Annotated in this window: 17 protein-coding genes, 5 tRNA genes and 2 rRNA genes; all 24 read left to right on the forward strand. The window is 51.8% G+C overall.

Annotated features, from left to right (window positions below; all coding sequences use genetic code 11):
• Positions 1-128 precede the first annotated feature (128 nt).
• The 24 genes from FG166_RS01575 (at position 129) to FG166_RS01690 (ending at position 24,442) form a co-directional block, all read left to right on the forward strand.
• Positions 129-3,049, forward strand: a 23S ribosomal RNA gene (locus FG166_RS01575).
• 65 nt (positions 3,050-3,114) lie between these two features.
• Positions 3,115-3,231 (forward strand): 5S ribosomal RNA (gene rrf, locus FG166_RS01580).
• 5 nt (positions 3,232-3,236) lie between these two features.
• A tRNA-Asn gene (locus tag FG166_RS01585) sits at positions 3,237-3,309 on the forward strand.
• A 47-nt stretch (positions 3,310-3,356) separates the two neighbouring features.
• Positions 3,357-3,429, forward strand: a tRNA-Thr gene (locus FG166_RS01590).
• Between the two features lie 729 nt (positions 3,430-4,158).
• On the forward strand, positions 4,159-4,557 hold the full coding sequence (gene tnpA / locus FG166_RS01595; protein ID WP_014081459.1) for an IS200/IS605 family transposase: 399 nt from the start codon (positions 4,159-4,161) through the stop codon (positions 4,555-4,557).
• Positions 4,557-5,732: an RNA-guided endonuclease TnpB family protein gene (locus FG166_RS01600; protein WP_178958856.1), complete on the forward strand. Its 1,176-nt coding sequence runs from the start codon at positions 4,557-4,559 to the stop codon at positions 5,730-5,732. The genes tnpA and FG166_RS01600 overlap by 1 nt, the downstream gene beginning before the upstream one ends.
• A gap of 203 nt (positions 5,733-5,935) precedes the next feature.
• Positions 5,936-8,161 (forward strand): SEC10/PgrA surface exclusion domain-containing protein, encoded by a 2,226-nt coding sequence (locus tag FG166_RS01605; protein WP_003684238.1) that lies wholly within the window; start codon positions 5,936-5,938, stop codon positions 8,159-8,161.
• Positions 8,162-8,393: 232 nt separating this feature from the next.
• Positions 8,394-9,890 carry a peptide MFS transporter gene (locus FG166_RS01610; RefSeq protein WP_035431291.1) on the forward strand — a complete coding sequence of 499 codons (1,497 nt, stop codon included), beginning with the start codon at positions 8,394-8,396 and terminating at the stop codon, positions 9,888-9,890.
• Positions 9,891-9,983: 93 nt separating this feature from the next.
• Positions 9,984-10,829 carry a metallophosphoesterase gene (locus FG166_RS01615; protein ID WP_004562716.1) on the forward strand — a complete coding sequence of 282 codons (846 nt, stop codon included), beginning with the start codon at positions 9,984-9,986 and terminating at the stop codon, positions 10,827-10,829.
• A 76-nt stretch (positions 10,830-10,905) separates the two neighbouring features.
• Positions 10,906-10,988, forward strand: a tRNA-Tyr gene (locus FG166_RS01620).
• Positions 10,989-10,997: 9 nt separating this feature from the next.
• A tRNA-Gln gene (locus FG166_RS01625) sits at positions 10,998-11,069 on the forward strand.
• Positions 11,070-11,125: 56 nt separating this feature from the next.
• Positions 11,126-11,767 (forward strand): hypothetical protein, encoded by a 642-nt coding sequence (locus FG166_RS01630; RefSeq protein ID WP_004562717.1) that lies wholly within the window; start codon positions 11,126-11,128, stop codon positions 11,765-11,767.
• A gap of 82 nt (positions 11,768-11,849) precedes the next feature.
• On the forward strand, positions 11,850-12,563 hold the full coding sequence (locus FG166_RS01635; protein ID WP_004563349.1) for an aspartate/glutamate racemase family protein: 714 nt from the start codon (positions 11,850-11,852) through the stop codon (positions 12,561-12,563).
• 154 nt (positions 12,564-12,717) lie between these two features.
• Positions 12,718-13,419 (forward strand): GntR family transcriptional regulator, encoded by a 702-nt coding sequence (locus FG166_RS01640; protein ID WP_004562719.1) that lies wholly within the window; start codon positions 12,718-12,720, stop codon positions 13,417-13,419.
• A gap of 30 nt (positions 13,420-13,449) precedes the next feature.
• Positions 13,450-14,910, forward strand: a complete 1,461-nt coding sequence (locus FG166_RS01645; protein ID WP_004562720.1) for a nicotinate phosphoribosyltransferase — start codon at positions 13,450-13,452, stop codon at positions 14,908-14,910.
• A 16-nt stretch (positions 14,911-14,926) separates the two neighbouring features.
• Complete coding sequence (gene nadE, locus FG166_RS01650) at positions 14,927-15,757, forward strand: ammonia-dependent NAD(+) synthetase (RefSeq protein WP_004562721.1); 831 nt, start codon at positions 14,927-14,929, stop codon at positions 15,755-15,757.
• 3 nt (positions 15,758-15,760) lie between these two features.
• On the forward strand, positions 15,761-17,938 hold the full coding sequence (locus FG166_RS01655) for a Tex family protein (protein ID WP_004562722.1): 2,178 nt from the start codon (positions 15,761-15,763) through the stop codon (positions 17,936-17,938).
• Positions 17,931-18,386, forward strand: a complete 456-nt coding sequence (locus FG166_RS01660; protein ID WP_004562723.1) for a SprT family protein — start codon at positions 17,931-17,933, stop codon at positions 18,384-18,386. Before FG166_RS01655 ends, FG166_RS01660 begins: the two co-directional genes overlap by 8 nt.
• Before the next feature lie 50 nt (positions 18,387-18,436).
• Positions 18,437-18,521, forward strand: a tRNA-Leu gene (locus FG166_RS01665).
• 151 nt (positions 18,522-18,672) lie between these two features.
• Positions 18,673-20,553, forward strand: a complete 1,881-nt coding sequence (locus FG166_RS01670) for a glycoside hydrolase family 2 TIM barrel-domain containing protein (RefSeq protein ID WP_014562148.1) — start codon at positions 18,673-18,675, stop codon at positions 20,551-20,553.
• Complete coding sequence (locus FG166_RS01675) at positions 20,537-21,499, forward strand: beta-galactosidase small subunit (RefSeq protein WP_004562725.1); 963 nt, start codon at positions 20,537-20,539, stop codon at positions 21,497-21,499. Before FG166_RS01670 ends, FG166_RS01675 begins: the two co-directional genes overlap by 17 nt.
• A gap of 141 nt (positions 21,500-21,640) precedes the next feature.
• Positions 21,641-22,597: an AEC family transporter gene (locus tag FG166_RS01680; RefSeq protein WP_004562726.1), complete on the forward strand. Its 957-nt coding sequence runs from the start codon at positions 21,641-21,643 to the stop codon at positions 22,595-22,597.
• 288 nt (positions 22,598-22,885) lie between these two features.
• Positions 22,886-23,563: a 2,3-bisphosphoglycerate-dependent phosphoglycerate mutase gene (locus FG166_RS01685; RefSeq protein WP_004562727.1), complete on the forward strand. Its 678-nt coding sequence runs from the start codon at positions 22,886-22,888 to the stop codon at positions 23,561-23,563.
• 3 nt (positions 23,564-23,566) lie between these two features.
• Positions 23,567-24,442 (forward strand): alpha/beta hydrolase, encoded by an 876-nt coding sequence (locus FG166_RS01690; protein ID WP_004562728.1) that lies wholly within the window; start codon positions 23,567-23,569, stop codon positions 24,440-24,442.
• The last annotated feature ends 241 nt before the right edge of the window (positions 24,443-24,683 follow it).

Consider the following 24,683-nt stretch of genomic DNA (forward strand, 5'->3'; position numbering starts at 1 on the left):
TTGTACTTTGAAAACTAAATAATATCAATTTCTAATAAAATCAAGAAAACCGAGAACACCGCGTTATTTGAGTTTTTAACGAATTATAATCGCATACTCAACTAACTTGACTGATCTACGATCAGTAAGGTTAAGTTATGAAGGGCGCATGGTGAATGCCTTGGTACTAGGAGCCGATGAAGGACGGGACTAACACCGATATGCTTCGGGGAGCGGTAAGTACGCTTTGATCCGGAGATTTCCGAATGGGGAAACCCAATCATCTTAGTCGATGATTACTTGAGCAGTGAATTCATAGCTGCCAAGAGGTAGACGCAGTGAACTGAAACATCTTAGTAGCTGCAGGAAGAGAAAGAAAATTCGATTCCCTGAGTAGCGGCGAGCGAAACGGGAAGAGCCCAAACCACTGAGCTTGCTCAGTGGGGTTGTAGGACTGAACTTTGGAGTTACCAAAGAATCAGGTAGTCGAAGTGGCTGGGAAGCCACACCAGAGATGGTGATAGTCCAGTAGACGAAACCTGGTTCTCTCCGTTCAGGATCCTGAGTACGGCGGGACACGTGAAACCCCGTCGGAATCCGCGAGGACCATCTCGCAAGGCTAAATACTCCCTAGTGACCGATAGTGAACCAGTACCGTGAGGGAAAGGTGAAAAGCACCCCGGGAGGGGAGTGAAATAGTTCCTGAAACCATGTGCCTACAAGCTGTCGGAGCCCGTTAATGGGTGACGGCGTGCCTCTTGCAGAATGAACCGGCGAGTCATGATTACGTGCAAGGTTAAGGTGGAAAAACCGGAGCCGCAGCGAAAGCGAGTCTGAAATGGGCGTATGAAGTACGTAGTTATGTACCCGAAACCAGGTGACCTACCCATGTCCAGGGTGAAGGTGCGGTAAAACGCACTGGAGGCCCGAACCCGTGTCTGTTGAAAAAGGCTGGGATGAGGTGTGGGTAGCGGTGAAATTCCAAACGAACTTGGAGATAGCTGGTTCTCTCCGAAATCTCTTTAGGGGGAGCCTCGGAATCGAGAATCTTGGAGGTAGAGCACTGTTTGGACGAGGGGCCCGTCATGGGTTACCGACTTCAGATAAACTCCGAATGCCAATGATTTATGTCCGGGAGTCAGACGATGAGTGATAAGATCCACCGTCGAAAGGGGAACAGCCCAGATCACCAGTTAAGGTCCCTAAATATATGCTAAGTGGAAAAGGATGTGGAGTTGCATAGACAACTAGGATGTTGGCTCAGAAGCAGCCATCATTTAAAGAGTGCGTAATAGCTCACTAGTCGAGTGATTCTGCGCCGAAAATGTACCGGGGCTAAGCATATTACCGAAACTGTGGATGTGTCCTTTTGGACACGTGATAGGAGAGCGTTCTAAGGGCGACGAAGTTAGACCGTGAGGACTAGTGGAGCGCTTAGAAGTGAGAATGCCGGTATGAGTAGCGAAAGACAGGTGAGAATCCTGTCCACCGAATGACTAAGGTTTCCTGGGGAAGGCTCGTCCTCCCAGGGTAAGTCGGGACCTAAGGCGAGGCCGAGAGGCGTAGTCGATGGATAACAGGTTGAGATTCCTGTACCAGTTAAATGCGTTTGAATGATGGAGGGACGCAGGAGGCTAAGCAAACCAGACGATTGGAAGTGTCTGGCCAAGCAGTAAGTCAGGTTTAGAGTCAAATGCTTTAAGCCGGGTTGACAAGCTGTGATGGGGAGCGAAATTAAAGTAGCGAAGTTGCCGATGTCACACTGCCGAGAAAAGCTTCTAGTGAGTATTTAACTGCCCGTACCGCAAACCGACACAGGTAGTCGAGGAGAGAATCCTAAGGTGAGCGAGTGAACTCTCGTTAAGGAACTCGGCAAAATGACCCCGTAACTTCGGGAGAAGGGGTGCTGGTCGCAAGACCAGCCGCAGTGAAAAGGCCCAGGCGACTGTTTATCAAAAACACAGGTTTCTGCAAAATCGTAAGATGAAGTATAGGGGCTGACGCCTGCCCGGTGCTGGAAGGTTAAAAGGAAGAGTTAGCTTCGGCGAAGCCCTGAATTGAAGCCCCAGTAAACGGCGGCCGTAACTATAACGGTCCTAAGGTAGCGAAATTCCTTGTCGGGTAAGTTCCGACCCGCACGAAAGGCGTAACGATCTGGGCACTGTCTCAACGAGAGACTCGGTGAAATTGAATTGCCTGTGAAGATGCAGGCTACCCGCGACAGGACGGAAAGACCCCATGGAGCTTTACTGTAGCTTGATATTGAGTGTTTGTACTACTTGTACAGGATAGGTAGGAGCCGTAGAAACCGGGACGCTAGTTTCGGTGGAGGCATTGGTGGGATACTACCCTTGTATTATGACCACTCTAACCCGCACCACTGATCGTGGTGGGAGACAGTGTCAGGTGGGCAGTTTGACTGGGGCGGTCGCCTCCCAAAAGGTAACGGAGGCGCCCAAAGGTTCGCTCAGAATGGTTGGAAATCATTCGCAGAGTGTAAAGGCACAAGCGAGCTTGACTGCGAGACAGACAGGTCGAGCAGGGACGAAAGTCGGGCTTAGTGATCCGGTGGTTCCGCATGGAAGGGCCATCGCTCAACGGATAAAAGCTACCCTGGGGATAACAGGCTTATCTCCCCCAAGAGTCCACATCGACGGGGAGGTTTGGCACCTCGATGTCGGCTCATCGCATCCTGGGGCTGTAGTCGGTCCCAAGGGTTGGGCTGTTCGCCCATTAAAGCGGTACGCGAGCTGGGTTCAGAACGTCGTGAGACAGTTCGGTCCCTATCCGTCGCGGGCGTAGGAAATTTGAGAGGACCTGTCCTTAGTACGAGAGGACCGGGATGGACATACCGCTGGTGTACCAGTTGTTCCGCCAGGAGCATCGCTGGGTAGCTATGTATGGATGAGATAAACGCTGAAAGCATCTAAGTGTGAAACTCGCCTCAAGATGAGATTTCCCATTCCTTTGGAAGTAAGACCCCACAGAGATGATGTGGTAGATAGGATGGAAGTGGAAGTGCGGTGACGCATGGAGCGGACCATTACTAATCGGTCGAGGACTTAACCAAGTCAGGTGTGAGGATTCTTGATGAGAAAAGATATTGTTTAGTTTTGAAAGCACAAGCTTTCAAAGTGTGGTGATGATGGCCTGAAGGATACACCTGTTCCCATGCCGAACACAGAAGTTAAGCTTCAGCACGCCAAAAGTAGTTGGGGGATCGCCCCCTGCGAGGATAGGACGTTGCCACGCGTTATTCCGGATTAGCTCAGTCGGTAGAGCACCTGACTGTTAATCAGGCTGTCGCCAGTTCGAGTCTGGCATCCGGAGTTCTTCAGATGGTGTTGGTGCGAATCAGCATCAGCGCCATCTTTTTTGCCAACTTAGCTCAGCTGGTAGAGCATCTCCCTCGTAAAGAGAAGGTCGGAGGTTCGACTCCTCTAGTTGGCATTTTTTAATTCGCCGTCATTTTCAGGGGTGTTTAAAACCTTGATATGACGGCGTTTCTGTTTCTTATTAAACATTAGTAAACATAGTTTTAACCCCAAATTGGGGTCAAAATCCAGGAAGAAAAGTTTGTGAAATAAGGGAAGGGCGCAATGTGGGCTATCTGATATAGATAGCTCTTTTTTATTTGGTCAACTTCGACGGTGTAAAGGTGACCTACTCCAAGAAATAAGGGTCCGTGTTTGGCTCTTANGCTAATTTCTAACCAGCATCCGCCACCCGCCCCACCAGGCGATCACTTGATGGGGCTAGGGAGCTGTCANGCGGTCTAATCCGGGACTGTTTGCCACGTTCTCCGTTTTAGCGACAACATGCGTCGTTAGTAACTGCGACGGTCTACCCCCCGTACCCAAAAAGTTTTGAAAGCTCGTTATCGTGTAAGGCGACGGCTATGTGTGCGCTCTACCTTTTTAGGCGGTAGGGCGGGGGGGTGCTTTTTCGCCACCCTCTATATTTCGCCTCTCTGGTCCGTTTTAAGCCGTTATAACTGCGTGATGGATAAAATTTCCACTATTTACTATTTAAAACGCCTGTACGACTGTTTATCCATAATTGGCGAGAATACCCCCACTTCGACAAGTGGGGGATGAATCTCCTCCTTAAAGCACGATAGTGCTTTTTCTTTTGCGCTATGGTATATTTAGTATATGTTAAAGGATCGTGGTGATAACAATAGAATTAGATAGAAATCAGCACTCAGTATATTTACTCAATTATCATTTAGTAATGGTTGTTAAATATCGGCGTAAAGTCATTAACGATGAAATATCTGAGTATCTGAAACATCGTTTTGTAGTAGTTGGTCAGTCTTATGGTATTAATCTTCAAGAGTGGAACCATGATATTGACCATGTTCATGTCTTGTTCCGCGCAACACCGCATACGGAGATGGCTAAGTTCCTGAACGCTTATAAATCATCAAGTTCTCGAATGGTTAAGAAACTATTTCCAGAAATTAAGCGTCAGTTGTGGAAATCCGCTTTTTGGACCCAAAGCTATTGTTTAATTAGTACTGGTGGTGCACCGTTAGAAGTAGTAAAAAAGTACATTGAAAGTCAAGGGAGAAAGTAATGGTTCTTAAAGCCGTGAAAATGCGTATATATCCTAATTCCGAGCAACGTGACCGTTTAATGCAAACCTTCGGTTGCGCTCGTTTTGTGTGGAATCAGATGCTTAATATGCAAATTGAGCGGCGAAAGAACAATCCAGACGCCAAGTTTGTCAATGCCTTTGGCATGAACAATCTTCTAAAACGATTAAAAGAAGAATATCCCTGGTTGAAGCAAGCAGAATCAACATCCTTGCAAAGTGCTAATCGCAATCTAGCCGACGCCTTTCAGCGTTTTTTTAAAGGGCAAAATAAATTTCCACACTTTAAGTCACGAAAGTATGCACAGAGCTATAACTCGAAATGTGTTAACCACAACATTAAAGTGATTGATAATCACCATATTAAGTTGCCTAAATTAGGGGTAGTTTACTTTCGATCAGGACGTTTACCACAAGGCAAAATCAAGAACGTTACTGTTCGCCTAACTGTTGCTAATCAATACTACATTACCGTTTTAACTGAATGCGAAAACCAAACATTAGCTAAGACTGGTAAGAGCGTTGGTGGTGATTTAGGATTAAAATCATTACTTAATCTATCCGACGGTTACAAAGAGCCAATTCACCATTTTGAAGATAAGTATCGTAAGAAGCTACACCATTGGGAAAAGTTGCGCAGTCGACGCTACTTATTAGCTAAACAAGCCATTGCTTGGGATTATCACGATAAGGTCTTAGCTCCACGGCAATTAGACGACTTCAAAAATTACCAAAAAGCTCGTGTCATGGTTGCTAAATATCGTCAAAAAATCGCCAACCAACGGTTGGATCAGTTACAAAAGTTCACAACCAAGTTAGTTAAACAATATGATATCATTGTGCTAGAGAAACTTAACATTAAGGGTATGTTGAAAAATCATAAACTAGCTCGAGCGATTACCAACGCTAGTTGGTCTAAGCTAGTTAGTATCTTGCAGTATAAATGTGATTGGTACGGTAAAAAACTCATTCAGGTTAATCCAGCTTATACTAGTCAAATCTGTATTAACTGTGGGAAAAACAACCATCGGTTAGGTTTAGATAAATCGGAATGGCTAGACGTTCGTGAATGGGATTGTCCCAACTGCGGGACCCGCCTAGATCGCGATATCAATGCAGCTCAAGTAATTCTGAAAAAGGGGTTAGCTACCCAATAATTAAGCTATTTAGGCCTGGGACGGGCCTTGGTCAATAGTCGTAACCTCTGCTCGAAAGTTCACTTAGAACCGGTAGAGTAAGTATGCGATGTTCCCAGAATCTCCCACTTCAAGCGTCAAGCCGTAGGCTTAGCTAAGTGGGAGTAGTTCAACGTATAATAATTGCTAACTTAGCATTGAAAATAGCATCAGGAGACTACGACATGAATAAGAAGAAAATGATTCGCCTGACGGCCTTAGTAGGGGTCGCCACGGCAACGGGGGTAGTTGCGGAGGCTAATCAAGCTCACGCAGCTACCACCACAACTACCGAGACTACTAACCAAACCACCAACGCTAGCGTTGAAAGTACCCAAGCGGCTGTCGATGCTGCCCAAAGTACGTTTGATACTGCCCAGACTAGTGTGGATAGCGCCCAAGCTAACGTCACGAGCGCCTCTAACAACGTAACGTCTGCGTCGGCAGCCCTCTCGTCCGCAATTGCCAATAAGGAAGCCGCTACCTCGGAAAACATTGCGTCGGCAACTAGTGCCGTTTCCTCGCAAGCCGTTGTAGTGGCATCGGCCTCTCAGGCGGTCAGTGAGCAGGCGGGGGTAGTTAGCGCGGCTGCTAGCGTTCAAGCTAGTGCCCAAGCAGAGGCGACTAGTGCTTCAGCTAGCCTTTCTTCTTCCTCGGCCAACGTCGCTAGTGCTACTAGTGCTCTGAGTGCTGCTGAAGCTGCTTTGACTAGTGACCAGTCAACCGCCGCTAATAACCTATCAGCCGCTGAGAGTGCGGCCTCATCCGCCAGTGCGGCGGTCTCTTCTGGTCAGGCAGCAGTTGACAATGCTCAAGCGGCCGTGGCTAGTGCTCAGGCCATTGTGGACGCAGTTGCTGAAGTGCAGTCAAGCGATGTAATCAACATGTCAGTGGCCTACATCACCGCTTTAAAGAACTACTTAGCGAACCCAAGTTCCGCAAACGCAGCCGCCTTACAGGAAGTGGCGAAGGGTGCTGATTATGTAAAAGAGTTACAACAAAAGTTCAAATCAGATGCATCCTTAGACGTGGTGGTGGACCCAAGTGACCCAACGGTTCAAGAAGCCCTGTCCGTTTACGCGGTTAATTTAATCAATCATCTGCGTAATCAGTACGGGTTGACGACCGCCTTTGGTGCCAGTGCCAACGCTAACGTAGCGGCGATAGACTTTGTCAAAAAGTACTACGATGACGAAGACTGGAACATCTTCGGCACCACCGGTAGCGATGGCAAAGGCCACAACAAAAATGGATTAGACGCCTATGCTGATCAGCTCAATACTAGCATTGCCGAAGATGCGGGTTCAGGGCTGACGACCTGGGTCAACGGTAAGGCAACGATGGCCACCACCACGCTGCACAACTTACTTTACGCTGTCTACTCCGACATCGCCACAATGCTCTTTGACGACGGGGGCACCAACAATTGGAGCCACGCCCAGTCAATCTTTGAAGACGGGACGATCCTAGGAACTGGCGGCTTTAACAACGTATACCTAGGGGTGGCCTTTGATAAGTACGGGTACGCCCACTACGAACTTTACAACGCTACGGAAGGGAACCAATTAGGTAACAATGCCTACAGCTTAGACGTTCAGACGGCCGCCCAAGCCCTGCTAACCAACGCCCAGGCTAGCCTAGCGTCCGCTAAAGCGTCCCTCCAGAGGATGACCACCAATTTGATGGTGGCGAAGGCGGCGGTGGTCGCCGCCCAAAACCAGTTAGCGGCTTTGGAAAATAGTTCAGCCAACGATTTAGTAGCCGTGACGAAGGCGCGGACGCAATTAGCTAGCGCTGAGACCAGTTACCAAACCGCCCTGGCTACCTACAAGCAAAAGGAGGAGGCCCTAAAAAAGGCTGGCGATAACTTGGCGGCTGCCCAAGCGTCACTGGAAGCTGATCAAGCAACCTTAGCAACCGCCAAGGCCAAGTTAGCCGAGTTAGAAGAAACGGTGGCTAACTTAACCAACGCCGATCAGTTACTGGCAGCCGCCCAAGCCGCCTACGAGCAAGCGGTTGCTAATTTGACGACTGCGACGGGGAATTTGGGGGCTGCTCAAGTTGACTTAGCTAAGGCCGAGTCACAACTGGCCCTGGCCGAAGACACAGCTGAACAGGCGAAGGTCCGGGCCGCAATTGCCGCTCAAGTTGATCAACAGCTTAATGGGTCTACCGCAAACGACCGCCAGTCGGCGGGGCAAGATGCAACAAGTTTAAAGACTAACGGGCGGGCGCTGACGGCAACGGTCGCAACGGCTAGCGCTGCAAAACAGAAGCAGGGCGCCAATCAAGGTCGCCTACCGCAAACTGGTAATGACGACCAGGAAGCCTCCGCAATGGCCCTTGTTGGGTTAGGAATGTTGGGGCTCACGACCGGCTTATATGGTTACAAGAAGAAGATAACTGAATAGCCACTTAATTTAATAATGAAAATCCCGGTAGATACTTAATTATTTATCGGGGTTTTTTATCGACTTGAAAATAAAATGAGATTATTTGCCATAAATTGGCGAGAATTTAAAATTTAGTCTATAATGTTAAGTGTTACTTTAAAAGTTAATGAGATCACTTTAACTTTGGATGCGAATTCATTTCTAAATCAAACCGATTGCCGGTTGAATCTACAAAATGGGAGGGAAATGGATGAATAAGCAAAAAAATACCGACAAGGCCTTCTTCGGGCAACCCCGGGGTCTGTCGACGCTGTTCTTTACGGAAATGTGGGAACGGTTCAGTTACTACGGGATGCGTGCCATCCTGTTGTTCTACATGTACTTCGCCGTTACCAAGGGTGGTCTGGGTATGGACCAAACCACGGCGGCATCGATCATGTCGATCTATGGTTCCTTAGTTTACTTATCCGGGGTGGTCGGCGGTTGGCTGTCTGACCGGGTTTGGGGTTCACGCAAGACCGTCTTTTACGGTGGGATCTTGATCATGTTTGGGCACATCGCCCTCTCCTTACCATTTGGCGCACCGGCCCTGTACGCTTCAATCCTCTTGATTGTTTGCGGGACTGGGCTGTTGAAGCCAAACGTTTCCGAAATGGTCGGGAGCCTTTACTCAGAAGACGATAAGCGGCGTGACGCCGGGTTCTCGATGTTTGTCTTCGGGATTAACCTGGGGGCCGCCGTGGCACCGTGGGCCGTTCCGTGGGCGGCCAGTGGCTTCGGACTTAACCTCTTCGGGAGTGAACAAAACTTCCACGCCGGGTTCTCCCTAGCCGCGATCGGGATGTTCTTTGGGTTAATGCAGTACTACTTCGACGGGAAGAAGTACCTGTCCAAGGACAGCCTGTACCCGGACGACCCGATTGACAAGGAAAGCCTGCGCCCAATCATCAACTGGACGATTATCGGCCTGGTAGCCTTAGCAGTCATCCTCGGCTTGATGGCGGCGATGGGACAACTCAACGTTACTAACATCATTAACCTGATCACCTTTGTAGCCATCATCTTGCCGATCATCTACTTTATCATGATGATTTCCAGCAAGAAGGTAACCAAGGTGGAACGTTCCCGGGTGATTGCGTACATGCCGCTGTTCGTTGCGGCCGCCATCTTCTGGGGGATTGAAGAATCCGGTTCCGTGGTCTTGGCCCTGTTTGCCGAACAACGGACGGTGCTCCACATTGGGGGCTGGCACTTTGCCGCCGCTAACTTCCAGACCTTAAACCCAGTGTTCATCATGATTTTAACGCCATTCTTCGTTTGGCTGTGGGACCGTTGGAAGAACCAACCAAGTGCCCCTGGTAAGTTCACCGCCGGGCTGATCATCGCCGGGTTATCCTACGTTTGGATGGCGATTCCGGGGATGCTGTACGGCACTGATGGCCGGGTTTCCCCGTTCTGGCTGGTCGGTTCTTGGTTCATCGTTGAAATCGCCGAAATGCTGATTTCACCAATTGGGCTGTCCGTAACGACTAAGCTGGCCCCGAAGGCCTTCAAGTCACAAATGATGTCAATGTGGTTCCTGGCTGACTCCGCTGGGCAAGCCGTCAACGCCCAAATCGTTAAGTACTACTCGTCAGCAACCGAAGTTCCGTACTTCTTAGCCGTTGGGTTAGTCTCGATTGTCTTTGGGCTCATCCTCTTCTTCTTCATCAAGCGGATCCATGGCTTGATGGAAGGGGTCGACTAAATAACATAAAAAGCGCTCTCCAGGTGGGGGCGCTTTTTGCTTGTCTAAAAAGGCGGCAGCGCCCATAATAAAGTCGTTTAAAGGAGCGAAACGATGAAAATTGCCATTAGCAGCGATAACCACTTAGACGTTAACCGGGTGGACGTAGCCGCCATCATGGAGGCCCAGGCCGCCTGGTTGAAACAACAAGAAGTCGCCCACTATTTTTTCTTGGGGGATTTATTTAACGACTTCACCCGGACCCAGTCCTACTTTAAAGAACTAGCGGACCAACTACCGGGCGTGGGGATTCATTACCTAGCTGGTAACCACGATATGATTAAGGGGGCGAGCTTTGCAGAAATCGAAGAGAATGACGATCCGTGCTACTTTCACCGCCGCTACCTCGATTTGGGTGCTAACTGGCGGGTGGTGGGCAATAACGGTTGGTACAACTATGACTTTTCCGTTTACCACGACCAGCCCGCGGAGGTCGCCAAGTGGAAGCGGGTTTACTGGCTGGATTCAACAATCGACCAACCAATCAGTGACCAAGCACGCGAGGATTTGGTGCTAGGGCAAGTCGCCAGTCAACTTACGGCAGCCAAGCGGGTCGGCAAACAGGTTCTCTTTTTAACCCACTTTGCCCCCCGCCACCAGGCTCTGATGGTTAGGCCAACCAAGGTCAAGGGACCGCGAATGGAGCGCTCCTTTCAAATGATTCGGGCCCTGATGGGGGCTGATCAGTTGGGCGACTTACTCGAAGCGAGCGGGGTGGTACAAACGGCTTATTACGGCCACCTCCACGGCCTGCATCCGACCTTTACCCACGGCGGGGTGACCTACGTCAACCCCGCGGTCGGCGTCAACAAGAAGCGGATGAACGAGTGGCAACGGCCGGCATTTATGGAACAATGGGCCTGGCGAACTAAAATTGTCGATCTGGACAAAAAAGTTTGAAAAAGGTCTTGCAATTATCCGGAAGGTTCGGTAATATAATATTCGTTGATTGTTACCAAACAGTCATGACCTTTTCGGAGGAGTAGCGAAGTCTGGTTAAACGCGACGGTCTGTAAAACCGTTCCTTTTGGTTCGGTGGTTCGAATCCACTCTCCTCCATTTTATTATTGGGCTATAGCCAAGTGGTAAGGCAACGGTTTTTGGTACCGTCATGCGCTGGTTCGAACCCAGCTAGCCCAACTAATTAACCGTTCCGGGATTCCGGAGCGGTTTTTTGTTTCCAAAGGGGGATTTTGATGCCAAAGCAAGGAAAAGTAGCTAAAGCCAGTCGCCAGGTGCGAATTAAAAACGGCGGGGGGAAGGTCAAGCGACAGGGGCGCTTGATTGACCCGGATCAGTTAGAGAATTTTTTGCTGGTTCGCTACGCCCTGACCGCCCGGCGTCACATTAATCCTAGTGAGCGGGAGAGTTGCCAACGCTTCCTCCAGGAAGTAGCGAGCCGCCTGAACGGGGGCAACGTGGTGATGGACCAATTCAGCGCCCGGCTTGTCGGTGACTTATTGCCCCAGCTGCCCTGGCAGTTCTTTATGCAAGTAGCCAACAACTGGCCAACGTTGCGCCAATTCCTCGGCCGGGAGTTGCCGGCCGTGCCACTACGAGACAGGCTCCGGGTGGCATCCTTACCGACCGAAGCGGAGTTTAACGAACTGCTAGTTGCCAAGTTGACCCGCCAAATTGCGGCGCTGACCCTGTTAAACAAGGCTAACAGTGCCGACCAGCGGGAGATGCTGGCGACCGCGATGCAACAAACCCTGTATCAAAACGGGCAAATTAGCTGGGCCCAGGTGCGGGTGCTGTATGCCCCGCTAGGCTATACGGTGCCAGAAAACGTTGATGACGGCACTAGGCAGTGGCTTTTAGACTTAGTTAAGGTTTAACCGTTCCCGTTTACGGATCCGCGGGGGCTTGTTATCATAGACACAATACACGAATTGATGAGTAGAAAGGATGGCACTTGCCATGCAAAAGTTCTTTACCGTACTTGGTGGGATGGGGACCCTGGCCACCGAAAGTTACATGCGGATTTTAGACCAACGGACGCCAACTAATTGTGACCAGGATTACCTCGATTACATCGTAGTTAACCACGCCACGGTACCGGATCGGACCAGTTGGATTTTAGATCACGATCAAGAAAGTCCGGTGCCGGTTTTAGTCGAAGACGTCAAGCAACAGAGCTTACTGCAACCAGAGTTCTTTGTTTTGATCTGTAACACCGCCCACTACTTTTTTAAGGACTTGCAAGCGGCAACCGAAATTCCGATCTTAAACATGCTAGAAGAAACGGTTAAGGAGATCAAAAAGATTAAGCCGGATGCTAAAAAGGTGGGGCTGTTAGCCACGCCGGGGACGGTGGAATCCGGGATTTACGACCACTACATCCAAGCGGCCGGCTACGAAGAGTTGAAGCCGACCCAAGAGATTTTAGACGCAACCGAAGACCTGATCTACCATGACATCAAGGAGGCGGGGCATTCCGATGGTGCCAAGTACCACGAGTTAGTCCGTAAGATGGTGGAAGAACAAGGGGCCGACGTCGTCATTTTGGGCTGCACGGAACTATCCTACGCTGAGGAGCTGAACCCGGAAACGACCTACCCGGTGGCCGATTCGCAATCCATCATTGCGGACCGGACCTTAGAGTTGGCCCTCAAGTCGCAAAAGGGGCGTTAAAACGAGATTAATCAACGGGTAATGGGGAACCGACCACGAAAACGTGAATTTCGGGGCCCCGTTACCCCTTTTTGTTGCCAAATGTTTGGTAGCCCATATTGACAGTGTTAAAATGAACATATTGAATTGATTAGCGTAGTAAGGGGGAGCAAGCATGGGATCACCGGTATACATTCAAATTCATAACCAACTACGGGAAAACATTGAAGGCGGTAAGTGGCAAGTCGGCGAAAAGATTCCGGCCGAGCGGGAACTGGCGGCCGAGTTTGGGGTCAGCCGCATGACCCTGCGCCAGGCGATTCAAACCCTTGTTGACGAAGGGGTGTTGGAGCGTCGGGTCGGGTCCGGGACCTTCGTGGCCAGCCGCAAGGTTCAAGAGAAAATGGCCGGCGTCACCTCCTTTACCGACCTGATGGAGGGGATGGGCAAGGTGCCGTCTAGTAAGACCATTTCCTATCACCTGACCATTCCGTCGCAAAGTGAGATGGAAAAGTTACAGTTAAAGGGTGACGAGCAGGTCTTACGGATGGAGCGAATTCGCTACGGGAACGGGATTCCGATCTGCTACGAGGTGGCAACGATTCCCGCTCAACTAGTGGCGGACTTTTCAAAAGAGGAAGTGACGACGTCTTATTACCGGACCCTGGCTGAGCGCTCGCACCTCTACCCGGGGCACGCCATTCAGAACGTTTCGGCAACCAACGCCACCGAAAAGATCGCTGAGTACCTGGATATCAAGCGCGGTGACGCCCTCTTGCGAATGACGCAGATTTCTTATTTGCAGGATGGGCGCCCCTTTGAATACGTCCACACCCAGTACGTGGGCAGTCGCTTTGAATTTGTCTTGGAAAAATAAGGCCAGACTTTAATTTGTGAGGAAAAACAAATGGATTACAACTATCCTGATGATAGCTATACGCTACATACCGACGCATACGAACTCTCGATGATGCAGACCTACTATAAAAAGGGGTTGGCCAACCGGAAGGCGGTCTTTGAAGCCTTTTTCCGGAAGATGCCCTTTGAAAATGGGTACGCCGTTTTCGCCGGTTTGGAACACATCATCACCTACCTAAAGAACCTCCGCTTTTCAAAGACGGACATTGACTACCTGAAGACGACCGGGCAGTTTGATGATGACTTTTTGGACTACCTGGCTAACTTCCGGTTTCAAGGGACCCTGCGCTCGGTAGTTGAAGGGGAGTTGGTCTTTAATCACGAGCCACTCTTACAAGTTGAAGGTACGATTATGGAGGGGACGTTGGTAGAAACGGCCCTGTTAAACATCATCAACTACCAAATCATGATTGCTACGAAGGCCGCCCGAATTAAGTCGATCGTCGGCGACCAAACGGTAATGGAGTTTGGCTCGCGGCGGGCCCAGGAATTTGACGCAGCCCTGTGGGGAACCCGGGCAGCCTACATTGGCGGGTTTGATTCCACCAGTAACGTCCGGGCCGGTAAGCTCTTTGGCATTCCGATTTCCGGGACCCACGCCCACGCCCTGGTGCAGACCTACCGGGATGAATACGAAGCCTTCAAGGCCTACGCCGAAACTCACCACGACTGCACCTTCTTGGTTGATACCTTTGACACCCTGCGTTCCGGGGTGCCGAATGCCATCCGGGTGGCCAAGGAATTTGGCGACCGGATCAACTTCCAGGGGATCCGGATTGACTCCGGGGACATGGCTTACCTGTCCAAGAAGGCCCGGAAAATGCTGGATGAGGCGGGCTTTAAGGACGCCAAGATTGTCTGCTCCAACGGCCTCGACGAAAAGACAATCCAAAACCTCCAGATGCAGGGGGCAAAAATTGACGTCTGGGGGATTGGCACCAAGCTGATCACCGCTTACGACCAACCAACCCTGGGGGCGGTTTACAAGCTTACTCTAGTGGAAGACGAAACCGGTAAGATGGTTAACACCATGAAGTTATCCAACAACGTTTCCAAGATGTCCACGCCGGGTAAGCACCAGGTGTGGCGAATCACCGACCGGGTGGACGGCAAAAGCGAGGGCGATTACGTCACCTTAAGTGGCGAAGATCCGCGCCAACTGGACTCCTTATACATGTTTGACCCGAACTATACTTTCTTGCACAAGACGGTTAAGGATTTCGTGGCCCGACCGCTCTTGCAAGACATCTTCGTTGATGGCCAGCTGGTTTACGAGCAGCCAGACTTGGAGACGATCCGGGCTTCCCGGGCCACCCACTTGGATCGTCTCTGGGACGAATACAAGCGGGACTTAAACCCCGAAGTTTACCCCGTCGACCTCTCCCAAAAGTGCTACGACAACAAGATGGCAATGATTCAAGAAATCCACGATTACGTCGATAAGATTTAAGAGGAGTAAAGCAAAAATGCGTCAATTGCAAGAACAAATTATTGAAGACCTCAAGGTGATCCCCACCATTGATCCGCAGGTTGAGGTACGACGCCGGATCGACTTTTTAAAGGACTACCTCAAGCAAACTAAGATGGCAACCCTGGTGCTGGGGATTTCCGGGGGGCAAGATTCCGCCTTGGCGGGGCGCTTGGCCCAACTGGCGGTCGAAGAACTGCGCAAGGAGTCGGGGAGCGAAGACTACCAGTTCATCGCCGTTCGCCTGCCCTATGGGGAACAAGCCGACGAATCCGACGCCATGATGGCGATTGACGATTTCATCCACCCGGACCGTGTGGTTAAGGTCAACATTAAGCCGGCCACTGACGCGATGGTAATGACACTGGAAGCCGCCGGGACTAAGATTTCCGATTTTAACAAGGGGAACATTAAGGCCCGCGAACGGATGATTGTCCAGTACGCAATTGCCGGGGAATACCACGGGGCGGTAGTCGGGACCGACCACGCCGCCGAAGCCGTAACCGGGTTTTACACCAAGTACGGGGATGGGGGTGCCGACGTGACGCCGCTCTCCCAACTCGATAAGCGCCAGGGGCGGGCCCTGTTAGAGTACCTCGGGGCGCCGGAAAAGCTTTACCAAAAGACCCCAACGGCCGACCTAGAAGAAGACCGGCCGGCCTTACCGGACGAACAAGCCCTGGGGGTAACCTACAAGGATATCGATGACTTCTTGGAGGGCCGGGAGGTTGACCAAGCCGCGGCCGAAAAGATCGAGGCCTGGTACCAACGGACTGGCCACAAGCGTCACATGCCGGTTGCTCCCTTAGACACGTGGTGGAAGGATTAAAGAGTGGAAACAGAAGTACTAACCCGGGTGCAGGCTAAGCTCACCCAATTCAAGGGCGCCCAAGTGCGGGTGGCCCTTGATTTATTAAACGATGGCAACACGATCCCCTTTGTCGCTCGGTACCGCAAGGAGGCGACGGGGGCGTTAGACGAAGTGGCCCTACAAACGATTCAAGAACAGGCTAAAAAAGAGCAGGAACTCTTTGACCGCAAAAACGCCGTGATTAAGTTGATCGAGGCGGCGGGGAAGTTAACGGCACCGCTACAAGAAAAAATTCAGGGCGCCGATGACTTAGCCACCGTTGAAGACCTGTACTTACCGTACAAGCAAAAACGGCGGACCAAGGCCCAAGTGGCTAAGGAAAACGGTTTGATGCCGTTAGCCAACTGGCTGCTCAAGTATGAGACCGCGGACCCGAAAACAGAAGCGGCGCACTACGTTAATCAAGAGGTGCCAGACGCTGAGGCGGCCCTGGCCGGCGCGCACGAAATTCTCGCCGAGGGGATTGCCGAAATGGCGACGGTGCGCAGCTGGTTGCGTAATTACACCACTGAGCACGGCCGGTTAGAAGTCGCCGTCAAAAAGGACGGGGAGCAACTTGATGAGCGAGGCGTTTACGAGCAGTACTATGACTTTAGCGAGCAGGTTAGCCAGCTTAGCTCCTACCAGATCCTAGCGATCAACCGGGGGGAAAAGGAGAAAATCCTGCGGGTTAAGGTGGTGGCCGACCCAACCACGGTAATCAACTACCTGAACTTCCGCCTGGTACGTGGCCACCAGCCAAACGCCGCGACCGAGTTGGTGGAAGCGGCGGCCAAAGACGCCTACAAGCGCTTTTTGGGACCGGCGATTGAGCGGGAGGTGCGCGCTAAGTTAACCGAAGGGGCCAGCGCCCGGGCAATCAAGGTCTTTGGGCAAAACCTCTACCACCTTTTGATGCAAGCGCCGTTAAAGGGCCGGGTGGTGTTAGGTTTTGACCCCGCCTACCGGACCGGGTGCAAGTTGGCGGTGTTAGATCCCCACGGGAAGGTGGAACAAATTGCCGTCATCTACCCCCACAAACCCGCCCCGGAAGCTAAGCGGGCCCAGGCCGAAGCGGAGTTTTTGGACCTGGTGGAACGCTACCAGGTTTCGACGGTCGCAATCGGGAACGGGACGGCCAGCCGTGAATCCGAGCAGTTTGTGGCTACGGCCCTGCAAAAGCTTAGCCGGCCAGTCTACTACGTAATTGTCAATGAAGCCGGGGCGTCGGTCTACTCGGCCTCGCCAGCCGCCAGAGAAGAATTCCCGGACCTGACGGTGGAAAAGCGGAGCGCCATTTCAATTGGGCGCCGCCTCCAGGATCCGTTGGCGGAACTGGTTAAGATTGATCCGCAAGCCATTGGGGTCGGCCAGTACCAACACGACCTCCCGGAAAAGGAGTTAGCGAGTGAGCTCGACGCCGTTGTTGAACGGGCCGTTAACCGGGTGGGGGTTAATTTGAACACCGCTTCCTACCAGCTACTAACCCGGATTTCGGGGTTGACCAAGACGATTGCCCAAAACATCGTTGCTTACCGCAATGATAACGGCGCCTACACGAACCGGAATCAGTTAAAAAAGGTTCCCCGCCTCGGGCCCAAGGCCTTTCAACAAGCGGTCGGCTTTTTACGGATCGTCGGTGGGCAAAACCCGCTCGATAACACCGATGTCCACCCGGAAAGCTACCCGGTGGCCAAGTCAATTTTGGCGGCGGCCGACGTAACGGTGACCGAGCTGGGCACCGAGCAGGCCAACGCCCGGCTGGCTAAGCTTCAGCCAGCGGACTTCGTGTCCGAAACGGTCGGCTTAGCAACGGTAAAAGACGTGCTAGAGGCCCTGCAAAAGCCGGGGCGGGACCTACGCGACGGGATGCCGGCGCCGTTACTGCGTCAGGACGTAATGACGATGGATGACTTAAAGCCCGGCATGCAACTAGAGGGAACGGTGCGCAACGTCGTCGACTTCGGTGCCTTTGTTGACATCGGGGTTAAACACGATGGCTTAGTCCACCTATCGCGGATGGCTAAGAAGTACCCGAAGGATCCGCACAGCCTACTGGCGGTTGGCGACATCGTCACCGTTTGGGTGCACGCCGTTGATAAACAGCGTGACCGGATTCAGTTGACCATGTTGCCACCAAAGAAGGGTGACAATGACTAACCAAGAGCTCCAGAACCTAGTGGAACGGTGGTCGCAAGAAAGCTTTGGGCGCCCCTTTTTGCACCAAGCGGTCTTTAACCGGCGCTTGAAAACAACCGGGGGCCGCTACCACTTGGGTGACCACCACATTGACATCAACCCCTTGATGCTAGAGGAGTACGACCTAGCAACCCTCAAGCAGGTGGTTCTCCATGAGCTATGTCATTACCATCTCCACTTAACGGGACGGGGGTTTGGTCACCGCGATCGCGACTTTAAGGCCTTGCTAATGCAGGTAGGGGGGAGCCGGTACGCCCCGCCGACTTCCAAGGCCCGGCGCCCGGGGGGAGTGGTAGTTCGTTACCGCTACCGGTGCACGGGCTGCGGTCTGATCATCGGGCGCAACCGGCGCTTTAACCTGGCCTGCTTCGTCTGCCGCCGTTGCGGACACCGCTTTGAAGAAATTTAAAAAAGTTCTTGCTAACAAGTAGTATCTTTGGTAAGATATTATTTGTTGATGCGGCGGTGGCGGAACTGGCAGACGCGCAAGATTAAGGATCTTGTGGTCATTGAGACCGTGGAGGTTCGAGTCCTCTTCGCCGCACTACTTAAGGCTCTCGGCAGATGCTGAGGGCTTTTTTGTTTGCCTAACTAATTAAGCTAATAATATTTACTAAACTTTTACCAAAAACCCTTTTAAGTTCTTGCTGAAACCGTTATCATTAATGGTAACGAACTTAAGGAGGGTTATTTTTATGGAAGCAGAGCTGAAATGGTTGGACGACCCAGAAGTTTTTCGGGTCAATCAACTGCCGGCCCACAGCGATCATCGCTTTTACCGGGACCAAGAAGAAGCCGCTTTGGAAAAGAGTAGCTACGTTCAGAATTTAAATGGGCGTTGGGGCTTTAAGTTCTCCAAGAACCCAATGGAGCGCCCCGTCGACTTTTACAAGCTTGATTTTGATCGTAACGACTTTGGTGAGATTGAAGTGCCAAGTGAAATCGAGCTGAGTAACTTTGCCCAGATCAACTACACCAACATCACGATGCCTTGGACTGGGAAAATTTACCGCCGGCCTGCCTACACCCTGGGGGATAACAAGGAAGAGGGTTCCTTTAGCCAGGGGCAAGACAATACGGTGGGGTCTTACGTGCGCCACTTCACCCTAGCAGAGGGTCTCAAAAACCACGACGTTCACGTGGTCTTTGAAGGGGTTGAACGGGCGATGTACGTGTGGTTAAACGGCCACTTTATCGGTTACGCCGAGGATTCCTTTACCCCGTCCGAATTTGATTTAACGCCGTACTTAGTAGATGGCGATAACCTCTTAGCCGTTGAGGTTTACAAGCACGCTACCTCTTCTTGGATTGAAGACCAAGACATGTTCCGCTTCTCCGGGATCTTCCGCGACGTCAACTTGGTGGCCCAACCAAGCATCCACGTCCAAGACTTAAAGATCGACGCCCGGGTGGCCGATGACATGAAGACCGGGAGCCTAGGGCTGGTGTTGAAGATGGTTGGCCAACCGGGGAGCGTTCAGGTTGAAGTCGCCGATCAAACCGGGGCCGCCGTGCTCAACCGCCAGTTAAACGCCGATGGCAACTGGACAATGGCACCAGTCCAACTGGTGGGGATTCACCTGTGGGATAACCACCATCCGTACCTTTACCAATTAACCCTGACGGTTCGTGACGCTACGGGCCGGGTCGTCGAAGTAATCCCATATCAGTTTGGCTTCCGCCGGGTTGAAATCGACCAAGACAAGGTGCTGCGTTTAAACGGTAAGCGCCTCATCATCAACGGGGTCAACCGCCACGAGTGGAATTGCCACCGGGGCCGGGCGGTGACCATAGAAGACATGCACACCGATTTGGGCATCTTCAAGGAAAATAACATCAACGCCGTGCGGACCAGCCACTACCCAGACCAAATTTCGTGGTATTACCTGTGTGACCGGGAAGGCATCTACATGATGGCGGAAAACAACTTGGAAAGCCACGCTACTTGGCAAAAATTTGGCCAAGACGAGCCGTCATATAACGTGCCAGGGTCGCTTCCCCAGTGGAAAGAGGCCGTTGTCGACCGGGCCCGCAGTAACTACGAAACCTTTAAGAACCACACCGCCATCCTCTTCTGGTCGGTGGGGAACGAATCCTATGCCGGTGAAGACATTTTAGCCATGAATAACTACTACAAAGAAGTTGATGATACCCGGCCAGTTCACTACGAAGGGGTCGTGCACACCAAGGAATACCGTGACCAAATTTCCGACTTTGAAAGCTGGATGTACCTACCGCCAAAGGAAGTTGAAGCCTACCTGAAAAAGAACCCGGACAAACCATTTATCGAGTGTGAGTACATGCACTCGATGGGGAACTCCGTTGGGGGAATGGGTTCATACATCAAACTCTTGGATAAGTACCCGCAGTACTGTGGGGGCTTTATTTGGGACTTCGTTGACCAAGCCATTGAAGTGGTCGACCCAGTAACCGGGCAAAAGTCGATGCGCTACGGGGGCGACTTTGATGACCACCACGCTGACAATGAATTCTCAGGTGACGGGATTTGCTTTGCTGACCGGACCCCGAAGCCGGCCATGCAGGAGGTGAAATACTACTATGGATTACACAAATAAGCTGCACGTCGTTTACGACGACAACATCTTAGGACTGGACGGCAAGGACTTTCAGTACCTCTTCTCCTATGAACAAGGGGGGCCGGAATCCTTTAAGATTAAGGGTAAGGAGTGGCTTTACCGGAGCCCGCGCCCCACTTTTTGGCGGGCAACGACCGATAACGACCGCGGGAACGGCTTCAACGTCTCGTCGGTTCAATGGTTAGCGGCCGACTATGTTTTGCCGTGCCAAGACATCGCCTTACAAGTCGACGGTAAGGATAAGAAGCTACCGCTAGCACCAAAAACCAACCGCTATTCTAACCAAGAATTTGCCAAGAAGGTCAAAATCACCTTTACCTACCAGACCCAGACGGTACCGGCGACGACGGTCCAAGTTTCCTACACGGTCAAGGCTAGTGGTAAGATCAAGGTCAACGTTCACTACACCGGGGCCCAGTTACCAAGCCTGCCGGTATTGGGTTGGCGGATGATCATGCCGACGCCGGCCACTAGCTTTGATTACGAAGGGCTATCCGGGGAAACCTACCCGGACCGGATGGCCGGGGGGATCGAGGGAACCTACCACGTGGAAGGGTTGCCGGTGACCCCATACTTGGTTCCGCAAGAAAACGGGATGCACATGGCCAATAAGTGGGTTCAAATTACCCGCGCCACCACCTTGAACAACGCCGACCCGGATGCGGCACCGTTCCGCTTGAAGTTTGAGGCCCCTAAGAAGGGAAAGTTAAACTTCTCGTGCTTGCCGTACACCAGCGCGGAATTGGAAAACGCCACCCACCCAGAGGAATTACCAGCTGCCCACCGGACGGTACTGGTGATTGCCGGTGAAGTGCGGGGGGTCGGGGGGATTGACTCCTGGGGCGCCGACGTGGAAGAAAAGTACCACATTGACGCCACGGTGGATCACGACTTCTCCTTTAAGATCGTGCCCGAGCTTAACTAAATTCAATAACGGAGCCCGTCGTTTACTAAGAAAAGCGGCGGGGCTTTTTATTGTTTTAATCGGATTTTAATATTTGATCAGCAGTGGCCGGGATTTGGGTGTAAAATTTAAGGCATGTTGATAAAGGAGCGTTAATTAACCATGCTGACAATCTTTTGGGAAAGCCTGTCCGGGGTGTTGGTGATCTTGATCATGGTGGTGTGCGGATTTGTGATGAACGAACGCCACTGGTTTAGCCCCCAATCCCCGCAAATCATCTCTAAGGTGGTAACCCAGGTCGCCTTGCCGACCTACATGATCGCCACCATTACCAAGCAGTTTACGACCGACCAGTTAAAAACCCTCTTGCCGGACCTCCGTTATCCGGTGATTTCAATGCTGATCCTTTTTGCCCTCTCCTTTGCCGTTGCCCGTGCCTTGGCCATCCAAAAGAGCCACCTCGGCCTTTTTTCGTCGATGTTTTTCAACTCCAACACCGTCTTCATTGGCCTACCAATTAACATGGCTCTCTTCGGGGCGCCCTCGGTTCCTTACGTGCTGGTTTACTACATGGCCAACACGACCTTCTTTTGGACGCTTGGGGTGTGGTTGATTCAGCGCGACGGGGTGCACGAAGCCAAAATCAACGTTAAACAGGCCGTGCAAAAGATTTTCTCGCCGCCCTTACTAGGCTTCATTGGTGGGGTTTTGCTGGTGGTCTTTAAGATTCACTTACCCAAGTTTATCAGCCAAACCTGTACCTACTTGGGGAGCTTGACGATCCCTTTGTCGATGCTCTTCATTGGGATTGCGGTTTCCAACGCGGGACTCTCCCGCATCCGCTTTGACCACGACGCCTGGGGGATTTTACTAGGGCGCTTTTTGTTTGCCCCGTGCTTGATGGCCCTGCTGGTCTTGCCGAGCCACTCGATGTCACCGTTAATGAAGCAGGTCTTTATCTTACAAGCGGCGATGCCGGTGATGACCAACGCTCCGGTCGTTTCGCGACTGTACCATGCCGACTCGTCTTACGCCGCCATTATGGTGACGGAAACGACGGTCCTGTCGATTATCGTGATCCCAATTTTGATGGTGCTGATCAAAACTTTTGTCTACTAGTGTTACGGTGAGTGGGAAAGATTAAGGGAGGCTGGAAAAGCGGGGGGTAACAGCCTCCCCTTGCAGTTACGAAGGTTAGACTGGAAACGGGGCCAATAACCGCGGGTCTAATACCTAAGTAGGCCGAAGAACGCCGCGTTCCGCATCAACCGTTCGTCCGTTCTTACATACGACCTACTCCGGAAGTTGCTCACTTTCGTAATGATTAACCAGTATTTCCCGGGAAATTAGCAAGAAATTGGGGGGCGTTTGCGTTATCATGGATAGGGTAAGAGAGGGGGAAATAGGATGACAAAACTGGTGATGGTGCGTCATGGGCAGAGTCAGGCCAACCTAGACAATCGTTTCACGGGGTGGAGCGATGTACCACTGACGGCCAAAGGGATTGCCCAGGGTAAGGAGGTGGGGGCGGAACTAGCCGCCCGCGAGTTCACCTTTACCGACGTTCACACGTCCTACATGAAGCGGGCGATCATGACCGCCGATTACATTTTGGAGGCCCTGGATCAGTTATACCTGCCGATCCACAAAACGTGGCGGCTGAATGAACGCCATTACGGCGCCCTAAGTGGCCTCAACAAGGAGGCGGTTAAACGAGAAGTTGGCGAACAGCAGTTACACGCTTGGCGCCGGGGCTTCTTTGCCGTCCCGCCCCAACTTGCTCACCCCGCTCACGACCGGCGCTACGATCGGTTAGGGGTAAAAGAGCCACTGGCCGAAAGCCTGGAAATGTGCCTAGAGCGGATCCTTCCCTACTGGCAAGACCAGGTGGCGCCCCGCCTCCTTGCCGGCCACGATCAGTTAATCGTGGCCCACGGGAGTACCCTGCGCGCTTTGGTCAAGTACATTGAGGGGATCAGCGATGACCAAATTGACCAGGTGGAGGTCTTAAACGGGCAACCGATTATTTACCAATTTGACGACCACCTCGTCCCCGTACACAAGGAAATTTTAATGGAGGAATAACTAATGGCGATTCACGAGTTAAACAATAACCCCACCTTAGCCGGTCAGGTCCGCTTAATTGAAAACGTAGTCTATGGCGCGGCGGATGGTGAGGCCCAGCAAATGTCTTTGTTGACCCCCTGGGCCCAGCGTTATCAGGCCGCACAGTTACCCGCCCGACCATTAATCGTTTTTGTCCAGGGGAGCTCTTGGTGCCTACCAACCCTGGGGGAAGAAATTCCCCAACTGGTCCAGTTTGTTCACCAGGGCTACGTGGTGGCGACGGTTCAACACCGGAATTCACTTGATGGCCACGCCTTTCCGGCCTTTTTGACCGACGTTAAGGCCGCCATTCGTTACCTCCGGGCCCACGCAACGGAATATGCCATCGACCCGGCGCGTGTGTCGGTCTGGGGGACGTCTTCGGGAGCCAACGCCGCCATGTTGGTGGGGTTGACCGGTGACGATCCTAAATACAAAACGGCTGCCGATGCCGACCAGTCGGATGCGGTTAACGCAGTGGTAGCCTGCTTCGGTCCTACCGATGTGGTGGCGACCTTTGAACATAGCCAAACCGTCCCCGGTAGCGATGTCTTGCAGTATTCCCTGTTTGGCACCGATCGGACTAAGTGGGACCAACTCAAGCGGGAAATGAGCCCCCTTTACCAAATCAAGGAGGGAAAATCCTACCCACCGTTTCTGCTCTTACACGGGGATGCCGATCAAATCGTGCCCTACCAACAAATGGAGCAAATGTATGACGCCCTGTTAGCCCACCACGTTCAAGTCGACGGGGTACGGGTACACGGTGCTAACCACGAACGGGATTTTTGGAGTCAAGCGATCTACGATTACGTAGCGAACTTCTTGAAGCCAATTAACCAACCGGTGGCCGATTAAAGACGTTTGACCACGCTTTTTAACATTGATTATAAAAATAAAAGAGGCCGGGAAAAACGGAGTTTTACCCGGCCTCTTGCTATATATCCGAAGGCTAGACAGAAAACGTGGTCAATAAACCGCAGGCCGTATGCCTAAGTACGGCCGAAGAACGGTGCGTTTCGCATCAACCGTTCGTCCGAGCTTACATGCGACCTGCCGAGGAGATTATTTCCCACTCTCATAGTCCCTGAGGCCATGG

The sequence above is a fragment of the Limosilactobacillus fermentum genome (assembly GCF_013394085.1).
Lineage (GTDB): Bacteria > Bacillota > Bacilli > Lactobacillales > Lactobacillaceae > Limosilactobacillus > Limosilactobacillus fermentum.